The organism is Cupriavidus sp. 10L43_2, from assembly GCF_056395265.1.
Genome location: NZ_JBFTJE010000007.1, coordinates 153,637 through 167,467 on the forward strand (window position 1 = coordinate 153,637; position 13,831 = coordinate 167,467).

The 13,831-nt window shown below is 68.9% G+C and carries 10 protein-coding genes, 1 tRNA gene and 1 pseudogene; 2 read left to right on the forward strand and 10 right to left on the reverse strand.

The window, feature by feature from the left end; all coding sequences use genetic code 11:
• The first annotated feature begins 8 nt into the window (after positions 1 to 8).
• Positions 9 to 2,495 (forward strand): fimbria/pilus outer membrane usher protein, encoded by a 2,487-nt coding sequence (locus tag AC1DEL_RS12820; RefSeq protein WP_477159093.1) that lies wholly within the window; start codon positions 9 to 11, stop codon positions 2,493 to 2,495.
• The gene (locus tag AC1DEL_RS12825; RefSeq protein WP_477125819.1) at positions 2,492 to 3,475 is read left to right on the forward strand and encodes a Csu type fimbrial protein; all 984 of its coding nucleotides are present in this window, start codon (positions 2,492 to 2,494) and stop codon (positions 3,473 to 3,475) included. The genes AC1DEL_RS12820 and AC1DEL_RS12825 overlap by 4 nt, the downstream gene beginning before the upstream one ends.
• 13 nt (positions 3,476 to 3,488) lie before the next feature.
• On the opposite strand, the gene creC is transcribed toward AC1DEL_RS12825, so the two are convergent.
• From creC to AC1DEL_RS12875, 10 genes and pseudogenes are all read right to left on the reverse strand, one after another.
• Positions 3,489 to 4,961 (reverse strand): two-component system sensor histidine kinase CreC, encoded by a 1,473-nt coding sequence (gene creC, locus AC1DEL_RS12830; RefSeq protein ID WP_477125820.1) that lies wholly within the window; start codon positions 4,959 to 4,961, stop codon positions 3,489 to 3,491.
• 13 nt (positions 4,962 to 4,974) lie between these two features.
• Entirely contained in the window at positions 4,975 to 5,661 is a 687-nt protein-coding gene (creB, locus tag AC1DEL_RS12835) for a two-component system response regulator CreB (protein WP_092291979.1), read from the reverse strand.
• 50 nt (positions 5,662 to 5,711) lie between these two features.
• Positions 5,712 to 6,818, reverse strand: a complete 1,107-nt coding sequence (locus AC1DEL_RS12840) for an NAD(P)/FAD-dependent oxidoreductase (RefSeq protein WP_477125821.1) — start codon at positions 6,816 to 6,818, stop codon at positions 5,712 to 5,714.
• A gap of 125 nt (positions 6,819 to 6,943) precedes the next feature.
• A complete protein-coding gene (locus AC1DEL_RS12845) occupies positions 6,944 to 7,471 on the reverse strand; it encodes a nucleoside deaminase (protein ID WP_092292155.1) in 528 nt (175 codons plus the stop codon).
• 66 nt (positions 7,472 to 7,537) lie between these two features.
• Positions 7,538 to 8,254 (reverse strand): annotated as a pseudogene (locus tag AC1DEL_RS12850) (alpha/beta fold hydrolase); the annotation flags it as partial.
• A gap of 7 nt (positions 8,255 to 8,261) precedes the next feature.
• Positions 8,262 to 9,230 carry an isopenicillin N synthase family dioxygenase gene (locus AC1DEL_RS12855; protein ID WP_477125822.1) on the reverse strand — a complete coding sequence of 323 codons (969 nt, stop codon included), beginning with the start codon at positions 9,228 to 9,230 and terminating at the stop codon, positions 8,262 to 8,264.
• A 153-nt stretch (positions 9,231 to 9,383) separates the two neighbouring features.
• Positions 9,384 to 10,394, reverse strand: a complete 1,011-nt coding sequence (locus AC1DEL_RS12860; protein ID WP_477105527.1) for a LysR family transcriptional regulator — start codon at positions 10,392 to 10,394, stop codon at positions 9,384 to 9,386.
• A gap of 62 nt (positions 10,395 to 10,456) precedes the next feature.
• On the reverse strand, positions 10,457 to 11,446 hold the full coding sequence (locus tag AC1DEL_RS12865; protein ID WP_092291981.1) for an MBL fold metallo-hydrolase: 990 nt from the start codon (positions 11,444 to 11,446) through the stop codon (positions 10,457 to 10,459).
• A 175-nt stretch (positions 11,447 to 11,621) separates the two neighbouring features.
• Positions 11,622 to 11,698 (reverse strand) — tRNA-Met (locus tag AC1DEL_RS12870).
• 200 nt (positions 11,699 to 11,898) lie between these two features.
• Positions 11,899 to 13,593 (reverse strand): MFS transporter, encoded by a 1,695-nt coding sequence (locus tag AC1DEL_RS12875; RefSeq protein ID WP_477107830.1) that lies wholly within the window; start codon positions 13,591 to 13,593, stop codon positions 11,899 to 11,901.
• Positions 13,594 to 13,831 lie beyond the last annotated feature (238 nt).

The window sequence follows — 13,831 nt, forward strand, 5'->3', positions numbered from 1 at the left end:
GCCCGCCCATGTCAAAACCGCCCCGTGGAGGTGCCGCCGCCCGCGCACCCCGCAAGCTGGCGCTCGCGCTGCTCTGCGGCGTTGCGATGGACCTGATGGCCGGCGCGCATGCGTGGTCGCAACCGGTGCCGGAGGCCGATGACGGTGCCTCCACCGCCTTCTACCTGCAGGCGGCTGTCAACGGTGTCGAGAAGGAGCTGATCGTTCGCGTCGACCGGCGGGCCGGTGTGCTGTACATGGCCGCCGGCGAGTTGGAGGAACTCGGCGTCCGCGTCGACGACCTGCCGTTCGGCCCAGACCAGCAGATCGCCCTGGACGCCGTGCCTGGCCTCGGCTACGACTACGACGCCGCCGCCCAGCGCATCGCGCTGCGCGTGCCCGAGGGGCTGCTCAGGGCCCAGCGGCKCGGCGCCGAGCCGCCCGTGCTGCCGCCGGTGCAGTCCGGCACCGGCCTGGTGGTGAACTACGCGTTCAATCTCCAGACCACGCGGCTCTCGCTGGACGAGCAGCGCGCGGCGCAGCGCAAGCCCAGCCCGCTGCAGGGCTCGGGCACGCACGGCCCGCAGCCGCTGCTCGGCGAGCAGGCCTTCGCAGACAGCTACGACCGCCTGAACCGGACCTTGTCCCTGTCGAGCGAGCTGCGCTTCTACGCGCCGTTCGGCGTGTTCCAAAACTCGGGCGTCACCACGCTGCACGAGGGCCAGACCGAGTACCTGCGCCAGGACACCTACTGGACCTACGAGGACCCCCGCCGGCTGATGAGCTACACGATTGGCGATTTCGTCTCCGCCGCCTTGCCGTGGTCGCGGTCGGTGCGCATGGGCGGGATCAGCGTGGCGCACAACTTCAACACCCGCCCGGACCTCGTGACCTACCCGGTGCCGTCGCTGGGCGGCAGCGCGGTGGTCCCGACCACGGTGGACCTCTATCTCAACGGCTTGCGCCAGTTCTCGGCGCAGTCGTCGGGCGGCCCCTTCGTGATCGCCACGCCGCCGGCCCTGACTGGCGCGGGCACCGCCACGCTGGTCTACCGCGACCAGCTGGGGCGCGAGGTGATCGTCAACCGGCCGCTGTATGTCGATGCGCGGCTGCTCGCGAAGGGGTTGTCGGAATACGCGGTGCAGGCCGGCTACGCGCGGCGCAACTATGGCAGCTTGTCCTTCGACTACGCCGGCTCGCCCACCGCCACGGCCTCGGGACGCTATGGCGTGACCGACGCCGTGACCGTGGAAGCGCATGCGGAGGCCGCCAGCGGCCTGCGCAACGCCGGCATCGGCGGGCTGGTGCAGCTCGGGTACTTCGGCGTGGCGAACGCGGCCATCTCCGGCAGTACCGGCGATGCCAGCGGCATGCAGTTCAGCGGCGGCTACCAGTACATCTCGCGCGCGTTCAGCTTCACGGTGCAGGGGATCCACGCGGCGAACCAGTATCGCGATCTCGGCACGCTCGAGGGCGTGCCCGTGCCGGAGAATCAGCTGTACATCACGCTCAGCGTGCCGCTGACGGCGCGCCAGACGCTGTCGGTCAGCTACTCGCGCCAGGACGCGTCGTTCCTCGGCGGTTCGCGCATCGTGTCGGTCGGCTATACGGCGGCCATCGGCTCGCGTTTCAACATCTTCGCCAACGTGTTCAAGGACTACGACCAGCAGCAGACCGTCGGTGCCTTCATCGGCGTGACCATTTCACTCGGCAACAGCGTGAGTGTCGGCACGAATGCCAGTTCGTACGATGGCCGCAAGAGTGTCTCGGTGTCGGCCAACCGGCCCGTCGACTACGACAAGGGCGGTTTCGGCTGGAACGTGCAGGCCGACGCCGGCAGCGAAAGCTATCGCCGTGGCCTGGGCCGGGTGGACTATCGCGGCCGCTATGGCGACGTGACGGCGCAGGCCGAGCACATCAACTCGGGCAGCATCGAGTCGAACCATGTCTCGCTCTACGGGGCGGGGTCGCTGGTGGTGGCGGATGGCGCGCTGCTGGCCGGACGGTCGATCTACGACGCCTTCGCCGTGGTGTCGACCGACGGCCTGCCCGATGTGCCGGTCCTGCGCGAGAACCGGCTGGTCGGCAAGACCAATGCCGGCGGCCGCCTGCTCGTGCCCGACCTGCTGCCGTACGATGGCAACCGGATCGCCATCAGCACCCTTGGACTGCCGGCCGAGGCCAGCGTGACGACGGACCGCCAGGTCGTGGTGCCGCCCACGCGTGCCGGCGTGACAGTGCGCTTCCCGGTCACGCGCTACGAGGGCGCTACCGTGCTGCTGGTCGATGGTCAGGGCCAGCCGCTGCCGGTGGGGGCGCATGTCGTGCTGGAAGGGAGCGATGCCACGGCCGTGGTCGGCTACGACGGCGCCGTGTTCCTCCCCGCGCTGCAGCCGGACAACCGGGTGACAGTGACCTTTGGCGACAGGACCTGCACGGCGCAGGTGCCCTATGCCCCGCGCGATGTGATGACCACCATCGGCCCCTTCCCCTGCGTCCTCCGGGAGCGCCCATGAACACCGGCCTGGTTCGCCGTCTGGTCCACCACCTGCTGGCCTGCGGGCTGTTCATCTGGCTGGGGTGGGCGGGCAGCGCGTACGCCATCGACTGCACCGTCACGATGAGCGATATCGAGTTTGGCGATGTCAACGTGCTGACCACCACGCCGGTCAGTGTCAACGGCGAGGTGAAAGTCGAATGCACCGACATGACGACCAAGTTCGCCCGTGTCTGCCTGAGTTTCGGCGCGCCGGGCGGCGGTACGGTGGCGAATCGGACCATGGCCGGCGCGACCTCGACGCCGCTGCCGTACAACCTCTACCAGAACGCGTCGCACACCACCCCGTGGGGCTCCGTGTACTTCACGCCGCCGCAGTCCCGGTCGGTGACGCTGCAGGCCGATTCATTCGGCATGGCCACCGCCACGGTGATGTACTACGGCTACATGCTGCTGCCGCAGGCGACGGTGCCGGCCGGCAGCTATACCGCGATCTACACCACCGCGGACACGAACATGAACGTGCAAGGCTATGTGTCCACGCCACCGGCCTGCTCGACGAGCATGCCGCAAGGCACGTCCTGGACTTTCACCGTCCGCGCGACGGTGGTGTCGGACTGCAACATCACGGCGACCAATATCGATTTTGGGCAGATCGGCCTGATCAGCGGGCCCGTGTCGGCCAACGGCAACATCAGCGTGACGTGCACGGCGGGCACGGCCTATTCGCTCACGCTCAACAACGGCACGGGCGCAGGGGCCACCCCAACCGCGCGCAAGATGACACGCGATGGCGGCACGGAGACCCTGACGTATGGCTTGTATATCGATGCCACGCACAACATCGCATGGGGCGATGGCACGGGCGGGGCGACCATCCTGATGGGGACTGGAAATGGCCTGACCAATCCAGCCCCGGTCTACGGCCAGGTGCCACCGCAGGCCGGGGCAGCGCCGGGCCTCTATCGCGACACGATCATCGTCACGATTACGTACTAGTTCACGTACTCGCTCACGTACCAGGGGCGGGCAGCGACAGCGTGGCGACGGCGCCACCGCCGGGGCGGTTCTCCACGGCGATGCGGCCATGGTGCAGCGCCGCCACCTCGCGCACGAGGCACAGCCCGAGGCCGGTGCTCCTGTCCCGCCCATTGGGGCGCGGCAGCGAATAGAAGCGCTCGAACAGCCGCCCCTGCGCATAGGCGGGGATGCCCGGGCCATCGTCGGTAATGCGGATGTCGATCATCCCGGCCGCGCCGGGCAGGACGGCGATGTCCACCGTGCCGTGCGCCGGCGAGAAGTCGAGCGCATTGTCGAGCAAGTTGGCCAGCGCCTGATGCAGCAGGAACGGGTCGCCGCTGACCACGGGCGCCCCGAATCCTTCCGGYCGCGGCTGGCGGTGCAGCGTGATGCCGCGCTGGCGCGCGCGCGGCTCGCACGCCTCCACGATCGCCTCCAGCAGCGGCAGCAGCGCCACCGGCTCGCTGGCATCGAGCTGCTGCTTCTGCTCCACCGCCGCCAGCATCAGCAGCTTGCCGATCATCAGTTCGAGCCGCCGGGTCTGGCCCTGGATATTGGCGGCGAAGCGGCGCCGGTCGTCGGCAGGCATCTCCTCCTGCAACAGTTCCGCCGCCCCGCCGATGGCCGCCAGCGGGCTTTTCATCTCGTGGGTCAGCGTGTGGATGTAGTGCTCGACGTACTGCTTGTCCTCCAGCCGCAGCCGCATCGTCTCCACGGCGCGGCCCAGCTCCGCCAGTTCGCCGGCGCCGCGCAGCGGCATCTCCGCGCGCTCGCCGGCGGCCACCGCGCGGGCGTAGCGTTGCAGCCGGCGCAGCCCGTGCACCAGCCACAGCGTGCACGCCAGCCCGATCACGAAGGCGCAGCCCATCAGCAGCAACCCGTGGAGCAGGATTTTCTGTCGACTGCGGTCGATGAACGGCGCCATCACGCGATTCGGCTTGGAGACGGTCAGCACGCCGATGATCGGACCGCCATGGGGCGTACCGCCCGCGTCATCGGCCCGGATCGGCGCCGCGACGTGCATCACGGTACTGTCCTCGTCGTCCGGGTCGGTGCGCGTGCTGCGGGCGCCGTACTTGCCCTGCAGGGTGCGCGCCACATCGTTCCAGCGGGAGTGGTCGGCGCCCGCGGCGGTGCCGGCGGAGTCGAAGCGCACGATGCCCCGGCTGTCGGTGATGGTCACCCGATAGTGGATGGTGTCCTTGTGCACGCCCCAGATCGTCGCGTCTACCGGCACGCTGGCCAGCGTGGCCACGCGCCGCGCGAACGCGCCATCGCCGATGTGGCCCTGCTGCATGTCGTCGGCGGCCAACAGGGCCAGCACCTGGGCGGTGTCGGCCAGCGTGTCCTCCATCGCCTGGCGCACGCCCGGCTTCACCTCCTGCACGAACACCCGCAGCGTGAGGAACGCGGCCAGCCCCACGATCAGGAAGAAGCCGAAGAAGATGCGGACTCCGATATGCATGCCGGCCGGGCGCTCAGGGATCGAGCGAGTAGCCCATGCCGCGATGGGTGCGGATGGCGTCGAACGTGGCATCCACCGCGCGCAGCTTGGCGCGCACGGTCTTGATATGGGTGTCGACGGTGCGATCGATGGTGTCGGCGGCGTCGTGCCAGACCATGTCCATCAGCTGGGCGCGCGAGTAGATGCGCCCCGGCTGCGCCACCAGCAGCGCCAGCAGCCGGTACTCGTAGCGCGTGAGGGCCAGCCACTGGCCGTGGAAGGCGATGCGCGCGCCGGCGGCATCGTGGGTGAACCGGGCGGGTTCGGGCGCCGTGGGGGGTGCTCCGGCGCGACCGCCGGCACGGCGCAGGATCACCCGCACCCGGGCCGCCAGTTCGCGCGGCGAGAAGGGCTTGACCACGTAGTCGTCCGCGCCAATCTCCAGCCCGACGATGCGGTCGATCTCCTCGTGCCGCGCCGTCAGAAAGATCACTGGCACGTCAGAGAACGTGCGCAGCGTCCGGCAGACCTCGAAGCCGCTCATGTCCGGCAAGCCCACGTCCAGGATCACAAGGTCGGCCGGTGCCGCGCGCAGCCGCTGGAGGGCATCGCCGCCCAGCACGAGGTGCTCGGCCTGCATGCCGTCGGTGCGCAGTGCATAGAGGATGGTGTCGGCGATGGCGGCTTCGTCTTCCACCACGACGACGGTCGGCGGGTTCATTGGTTCCGGGGGCTCTGGGATGCTGGAATGCAGGGATTGGCGCGATCTTATCAGGCGTGCACCCCACGCCGATGGAAGTAGACCCGCTCGGCGGCCAGCCGCAGCGGCGCGGAATGGAGCAGCACCTCGAACGGCCAGTCGAACTGCAGGCGGTCGAACACCCAGCGCAGCGCGCGCTTGGTCAGGAAGCGTGGCGCGCTGGCCGCCGCCACCCGCTCCGGCGCCGGCCCGCCGTGGAGCAGGTGGGCGGCCATGGCCTCGCCGATGGTCTCGCCGTGGCGCCATGCCGAATGGATTCCGCCTGCCGTCACCGGCGAGACCACCCCGGCTGCATCCCCGGTCAGCATTACCCCGGGTCCGGCGATGGGCGCGACCGGCCCGCCGCACGGAATCAGCCCAGCCCGCGTGGCGCCGGGCATGGCGTCGTCCGGAATTTGCAGCAGATGGCGCACGCGCTGCAGAAAGCCGTCGATGTCAGGCGCACGCGGGCGGCGCGGCGTCTGGCGCAGGGCCAGGCCGGCCTGCACGCCGGTCGGGTTCTGCGTCACCCAGCCGATATAGCCCGGCGCGAAGCGCTTGCTGACGAAGCAGTGGAGGGCGCCCGGCTCGGGCAGCGTCATGCCGGGAAACTCGTACTCGACGCCATAGAGGAAGTCGTGCACGCGCCCCAGCCCGGCCGTGATCGCCACGCGCGAGCGCACCCCGTCCGCGCCGACTAGGTAGCGCGTGCGGCCCACCCCGGGCACGCGCCAGCCGCCCTCGCAGGGCTGGGCGCCCGTGAACGCGGTGCCGAGGCGCAGGTCCACGCCATGGCTCACCAGTTCAGCGGCCAGCCAGCGCATCAGGCGCGGGGTATCGGTCGTCAGGAAGTAGTAGCCGGGGGCGCGCAGCGCCAGGTTGCGCAGGCTGGGCGCGTAGAGCCGCACCTGTTCCACGCGGTGCAGGCAGTCTGCCGGCGCGTGGTGCAGCCAGGTCTGCTCGGCGGCCTCCTTGACGATGATGCCGGTGGTGTGGAGTTTTTCGCCCGGATCGACCTTGCGCTCCAGCACCACCACGCGCAGGCCGGCCCGYGCCGCCGCCAGCGCACAGGCCGCGCCCGCGAAGCTGGCCCCCACGATCACCACGTCCGCATCGAAATTCGCACCGGCTGCCGTCATGTCACTGCTCCTGAAGTTGGACGGAGCGAGTGTCGCCAGCGACGGTGAAGCCGGTATGAGGCGAATGTGTGGCGTGGTGCAGCGCCACCGCGATGGCCGTCGCGCCGGCAGGCGCCACGGCCTTGCTATCGGCCGGCCCAGAAGCGGCGCTGCGCCGCGGCGATCTCGGCCTCCATCTCCGGCACCGGGCCGATCAGCTCCACGGCCTTCTGGCAATGATCGAACACATAGCGCGACGGCACGCTCATGGTCGGGTTCTCCGCGTGGCTGCCCGTGTACTGCAGCAGCGCATGCTCGGTCATGCCGAACACCACCCGGCCGATATTGGCCCAGTAGGCCGTGCCGGCGCACATGCAGCACGGCTCCACGGTGGTGTAGAGCGTGCAGCCCCACAGGTAGTCGGCCGGGAAGTTGGTGGCGGCCACGCGTGCGAGCGTGGATTCGGCGTGGTTCACCGTGTCGATGTTGCACTGCTCCAGCAGCACGGTTTCCTGGTCCGGACCGACCAGGATGGCGCCGAACGGGTGGTGGCCCAGCGTCACGGCGCGCTCGGCCACCTGCTGGGCGCGGCGCAGGTGGCGGCGGATCTGTTCCGGCGTGGGCGGCAGGCCCTGGGCGGGCAGGGTAGTGGGTTCGGGCGTGGTCATAGACATGGTCATGGTCTCCGCAGGTCTTCGTGAGGGCATGGCTCGGAGGGGCAGCAAGGCGTCGGTCAGGGCCTGCGGGCAGGCCAGTTGCGGCACGTGGCCGCAGTCGAGCGAAATCCGGTGGGCGCCCGGCGTGAGCGCCTGCATGCGCCGCTGGAGCGGCAGCGTGACGGAGCGGTCCTGCAGGCATTCGACATAGACACGCGGCACGCGGCCGAAGCGCGCGGGGCTGAGCGTGTTGCGCATGTCGCGGCCTGTGTCTGGTTGGGGGCAGAGCCGCGCGGCGGCGGTCTGCGCGGCCTCGGGCGGGCAGTCGTGCAGGAAGATCTCGCGCGCGGCGGCGGGCGGCACGCGGCTTGTGGTGCCATCGGCATCCCATGCGAGGAGCGGCACGATGCCGGCGTAGTGGAAATCGGCATCGGCGGCGCGGCATTGGGCGATCACGTCGCCGAAGCTGACCCCGGTGGGCAGCATCATGCCGGCGAGGTAGACCAGCGCGCGCACGCGGTCTGGCAGGGTTTCGGCCACCTGCGAGGCGGTCAGGCCGCCGCCGCTGTGGCCGAGGACGACTGCGGGCGCGTCCAGCGCGGCCAGCAGTGCGCACACGTGGGCGGTGTAGCCGGCGAGGGTGGCGTCGGCCCGCCTTTCGGGGCTGCGGTCGTTGCCGGGCAAGTCGACGGCGTGTACCTGCCAGCCGGCGGCTTCGAGCATCGGCTGCCAGGCGGCGAAGGCCCAGCTGCCTTGCCAGGCGCCATGGATCAGGACGATGTGGGGGCGTTGCATCGACATGATCGGGTCAGCCGTAGGTGCGCCGGTAGCAGTCCATCAGGTGCTGCTCGACGGTCACGGGCGGGTACTTGGCGGCCTCGCCTTCGGCACGGCAGGTCGGCAGGCACGCCACCTCGTGCAGCGGGTTGCCGGTGAAGAAGAACGGCACCGAATAGCGCTCGCGGCCCGAACGGTTGATCACGCGGTGCAGCGTGGAGACGTAGCGGCCATTGGTCCAGCGCGCGAACAGGTCGCCGATATTGACGACGAAAGCGCCGGGCACGGGCGGGGCATCGATCCAGCTGGCCTGGAGGGCGTCCCAGACCTGGAGGCCGCCGGTCTCGTCCTGGAGCAGCAGGGTCACGCCGCCGAAGTCGGTATGTTCGCCGCAACCCTTCTCGCCGGGCTGGGGCTGCGCGGGTTGGGGCGGGTAGTGCAGCAGCCGCAGCGTGGCGGAGGCGTCGTGCAGGTAGCCATCGAAATGATCCTCGGGGAGGTCCAGCGCCAGCGCCAGCCCGCGCACGACCGTGGCGCCCAGCGCGTACGCCTGCTGGTAGTACGCCTCCATCACGTCGCGGAAGGCCGGCAGGGTGGCGGGCCACTGGTTCGGGCCGGTGTTGAAGCGGCCGGCCAGCACGCGCGGGTCATCGGCGGCAATCTCGGCACCAATATAGAAGCTCTCCTTCAGGTCCGGCGGCGCGCCGGCTTCCAGCGTCTGGGCGCGCAGCGGCTCATAGCCCCGGTTGCAGGGCGAGAGGCGCTTGTCCACGGCGAGCTTGTCGGCCATGCTCAGGTCGAAGAAGCGCTGGCTGGCCGCGAACACATCGCGGATCAGCGCCGGGTCGATGCCGTGGTTCGTCAGGTAGAAGAAGCCGCGATGCGCGCAGGCATCGTGCAGCTGCGTGGCCACGGCGCGGCGTGCGGCGGGGTCGGCGCTGCGCAGTCCGGCGATGTCGATCAGGGGCAGGCTGAGGGAGGCGGGGGCGGTGGCAGTCACGGTGAGCGGCGGGCCTCGAAGGCTGGGCGACGGATGCAACCCAGTCTAGGGAGGGGCCACTGCGCTGGATAGCGCCGATTTTTGCGCGGGGTGATGCCGAAATGCGAGCACCCCGGCGGGCCGCCCGGCGCACTGCCGGGGGCGGCTATCGGCTCATGCACTCAAGGCGTGCGCGAGTGGCTCCGCCGATGCCTCGCTTTGGCGCGCCGGGGCACGGTCGCGGTGCGGCGCGGTGGGCTTGCGCAGCGCGAGGGCTTCGTCGCGCTCGCGCGCCTCGATGGCCTCCGCGGCAATCCGGATGAAGGCGTCCAGCGCCGGCGGCGGCGTGCGGCCGGCGCGCACGTAGACGCCGAGTTCCGAGCAGATCGGCGCGGGGGTGTCCAGCGGCACGTGCACCAGCCGCCCGTCGCGCAGTTCGCGCTCGAGGCCCAGCCGGCTCTGGAAGAAGATGCCCACGCCGCGCTCCACGAGGCCCTTCGCCAGTTCGATCGACGAAGTTTCCAGCAGCACCTGCAAGGCGCGCTTGTGATGGGCGAGCACGGGCTGGAGCAGTTCATGCATCGACAGTTCCGGCCGGGGCAGGATCAGCGGGTAGGCCGCGCATTCGGCAAAGGCCACGTGCGGCAGGCTGGCCAGTGGATGGCCGGGCGGCACGATGGCGCCGAGCGCGAAACGCGACACCATGCACTGGCGCAGGCCGTCGTGGCGGCGGATGGAGAAGCCGATGCCAAGGTCCGCCTCGCCATCGATCACGGCCTGGGCGGCCTGTTCGGAGCCGCAGATGCGCACGTCGATCTGGATAGTGGGGTAGCGCCGGTGCATCTGCGTCAGCATGGCGGGCATCAGGTCGGCATTCAGCCCCTCCACGGCCGCCACGCTGAGCGATCCGCGTCGCACGCCGCGCAGCAGTTCCAGCTCGGTGGCCAGGCGCTGCTCGTCCTGCAGCACGGTGATCACGTGGCGCGAGAACACCTCGCCGGCCGGGGTCAGGCGCAGGCCGGTGGCCAGGCGCTCGAACAGCGGGCTGCCGATCTCTTCCTCGAGCTGCAACAGCTGGCGGTTGATGGCCGACGAGGCCACGTGCAGCCGCCGCGCGGCTTCGCGGATGGAGCCGCAGCGGCGGATCATGTCGAAATACTTGATGGCGCGGGCGTGGATGTGCATGCCCGGATCGAGCATGCACCGTGCCAGCGCGGGGGGCGGCACCCGGTTCGCCCCCTTGCCGATCAGCGGTCGGCGCGGACCGGACCGTACTCCACCGGCACCCAGCTGTAGCCGCGCGCATCCTTGCGGATGTGGCCCAGGCCCGGGAACGGCATGTGCGCGCCGGCAATCAGCCAGCCCTTGGCGGCGGCCTGCGCGAAGACGGCCTTGCGCGTCTTGATGGCCTGCTGCTGGTCCGAATCGAACTCGATCGACACCTCGGGGTGGGCCATCTGCACCGAATGGCTGTGGACGATATCGCCCCACAACAGCAGCGTCTGGCCCTTCGACGTCACCAGATAGGAGCTGTGCCCCGGCGTGTGGCCCGGCGTGCCGAGCACGCTGAAGCCGGGCAGCGGCTGCGCGCCGTCGGCGTAGGTGTGGAGCGCGCCCTTGGCCTTGTAGGGCGCCACGGCGTCCTGGGCCATCTTGAAGAACGGCTTCTTGTCCTCGGGGGCCTGCTGCGCGGCGGCGTCGCTGAGCCAGTAATCGGCATCCTTCTGCGAGGCCCAGACCGTGGCATTGGGGAAGACCGCCGTGGTGCCCTGGGTCAGGCCGCAAGCGTGGTCGGGGTGCAGGTGGGTCAGGAGCACCGCGTCCACGTCCTCCGGCTTGTAGCCGGCGGCGCGGATGTTGTTCACCAGCCCACCCATGGTCGGGCCGAAACACTGCGCCGCGCCGGCATCGACCAGCACGAGCTTGTCCTGCGTATGCACCAGGAAGCCGTTGACGGCAGTCTGCACGCCGTTCTTGTCGACCACGAACATGCGCGCCATCAGCGACTGGAGATCCTTGGCCTGCATGCCCTTGAGGAGCTTGCTGCCGAGATCGACATAACCGTCATAGAGGGCGGTGACGACCACGTCGCCAACCTGCTGGCGATAGAAGCCGGGCACCTGCTCCTTGACCTGCGCGGGCGCGGCCGTGGCGGCAAGACTGGCAAACATCAAGCCGGCCAGCGCGGCGCGAACCAGCCGGCGGGCGGCCTTGGGGGCAAAGGCGAGGGATTTCATCGGGGACAGATCCTTCCTGGATGGGAGTGGAAGCGAATAGGACAGGCAAGTTGCCGGAGGCCCATTCTAATGATCTGTCGGAAAATGCGCGCTGAGGGTCACGCAGGGGGGGGGCGGAAGGCGGCCCAAAGCAAAAAGCCGCAATCCCGTGAAGGACTGCGGCTTTTCTAATAGATGGTGGCGAATCAGGGATTCGAACCCCGGACCTGCGGATTATGATTCCGTCGCTCTAACCGACTGAGCTAATTCGCCAACGAAGACCGCAATTATACCCACGGATTGGAGCCTGTCAACACCCTCGTGACAGTTTTATGCAAGCTTCCGCAGGCTGCCCAAAAAAATGGCAGATCCGAAGATCTGCCTGAGAAGGAGCGACCGGCCGTGTACTAGCTTTGCGGTGCCGGTCTATCCTGAGCGCGGTTGCGCAGCGCTGGCCTGAATCTGAATCTGGCTCAGTCGTTGGCGTAGATATCCACGTCCTTGGTTTCGCGGACGAACAGCGCGCCGATCACGAAGGTCATGGCGGCGATGATGATCGGGTACCAGAGGCCGTAGTAGATATTGCCGTTCTGGGCCACCAACGCGAACGAGATGGTGGGCAGCAGGCCGCCGAACCAGCCGTTGCCGATGTGATACGGCAGCGACATCGACGAGTAGCGGATCCGCGTCGGGAACATCTCCACCAGCATCGCAGCGATCGGGCCGTACACCATCGTCACGTAGATCACCAGGATGACCAGGATCACCAGCACCATGATCGTGTTCATCTGGGCCGGGTCAGCCTTGGTCGGATAGCCGTGGGAGGCCATCGAGCCGGACACTTCCTTCTTGAACGCGGCGATCTTCCCCTTGCTCTCGTCGTCGAACGCGCCCTTCACGACGGTGGCGTCGAACGCCTTGATCTCCTTGTCGCCGATCTTCACCGAGGCAGGCGTGCCGGCCGGGGCGTCGATCACTTCATAGCTGGCCGATGCCTGGGCCAGCGTGCGCTTGACGATGTCGCACGAGCTGCGGAAGTCGATTTCGCGGGCGATCGGGCTGCCCTGGAACGAGCAGGTCTTCGGGTCGGCCGTGACCACGATCTGCGCGGTCTGCTGGGCACGCTCCAGCGCCGGGTTGGCGTAGTGCGTGAGCGCCTTGAACAGCGGGAAGTAGGTCAGCACGGCGATGGCGCAGCCGATCATGATGATCCACTTGCGGCCGATCTTGTCAGACAGCGAGCCGAAGAAGATGAAGAACGGCGTGCCGATCACCAGTGCGCCGGCGATCAGCAGGTTGGCCGTCTTGGCGTCCACCTTCAGCACCTGCGTCAGGAAGAACAGCGAGTAGAACTGGCCCGTGTACCAGACCACGGCCTGGCCGGCGGTCAGCCCCAGCAGCGCCAGGATCACGATCTTCATGTTGCGCCACTGGCCGAATGCCTCGGTCAGCGGAGCCTTGGAGGTCTTGCCCTCGGCCTTCATCTTCTGGAACGCCGGCGATTCGCTCATCGACAGGCGGATGTAGACCGACATGCCGAGCAGCAGGATCGAGAGCAGGAACGGGATACGCCAGCCCCAGACGTCGAAGTTCGGGCCGGTCAGCTCGCGCGTCAGCAGGATCACGATCAGCGACAGGAACAGGCCCATCGTCGCGGTGGTCTGGATCCAGGCCGTGTACGCGCCGCGCTTGCCGTGCGGGGCGTGCTCCGCCACGTACGTAGCCGCGCCGCCGTACTCGCCGCCGAGCGCCAGGCCCTGCAGCATGCGCAGCGCGATCAGGATGATCGGGGCCGCCCAGCCGATGGTGGCGTAGCCGGGCAGCAGGCCCACCAGGAAGGTGGACAGGCCCATGATCAGGATGGTGACCAGGAACGTGTACTTGCGGCCGATCATGTCGCCCAGGCGGCCGAACACCAGCGCGCCGAACGGGCGCACCAGGAAGCCCGCCGCGAAGGCCAGCAGCGCGAAGATGAACGCCGAGGTCGGGTCCAGGCCCGCGAAGAACTGCTTGGCGATGACCGCCGCCAGCGAACCGTACAGGTAGAAGTCGTACCACTCGAATACCGTGCCGAGCGAAGAGGCCAGGATGACCTTCCTCTCTTCGCGCGTCATCGGCGTGTTTTGTGCACCGCCCCCCGGCACTGCCACGTTTTGCGCGTTTGCCATTATTGTCTCCTCCGTCTCATCGAAAGGTTCCCCGTTGTCAGCGGCCACGCGTGTGCGGACCGCTGCATCGAAGTTGAAGAGGATTGTGGGAGGTGAAACTTACTGCGTTCTGACAGAAATGACGGGAATGGCGCCTAAATCGTCGGGGTATACGCTAGCGGGGGGAACTTCCCCCGAAGCGCCGGGGTTGCTGCGCTGCGGTTGGGCGCGGCACCGGGCGGGCCACGCGGTACGGCGG

What these genes read in the sequence shown, in the direction of transcription:
- AC1DEL_RS12825 (WP_477125819.1), top strand. Translation starts at nt 2,492, where the DNA reads ATGAACACCGGCCTGGTTCGCCGTCTGGTCCACCACCTGCTGGCCTGC.
- AC1DEL_RS12860 (WP_477105527.1), bottom strand. Translation starts at nt 10,394, where the DNA reads ATGCACATCCACGCCCGCGCCATCAAGTATTTCGACATGATCCGCCGC.
- AC1DEL_RS12845 (WP_092292155.1), bottom strand. Translation starts at nt 7,471, where the DNA reads ATGTCTATGACCACGCCCGAACCCACTACCCTGCCCGCCCAGGGCCTG.
- AC1DEL_RS12865 (WP_092291981.1), bottom strand. Translation starts at nt 11,446, where the DNA reads ATGAAATCCCTCGCCTTTGCCCCCAAGGCCGCCCGCCGGCTGGTTCGC.
- AC1DEL_RS12875 (WP_477107830.1), bottom strand. Translation starts at nt 13,593, where the DNA reads ATGGCAAACGCGCAAAACGTGGCAGTGCCGGGGGGCGGTGCACAAAAC.
- creB (WP_092291979.1), bottom strand. Translation starts at nt 5,661, where the DNA reads ATGAACCCGCCGACCGTCGTCGTGGTGGAAGACGAAGCCGCCATCGCC.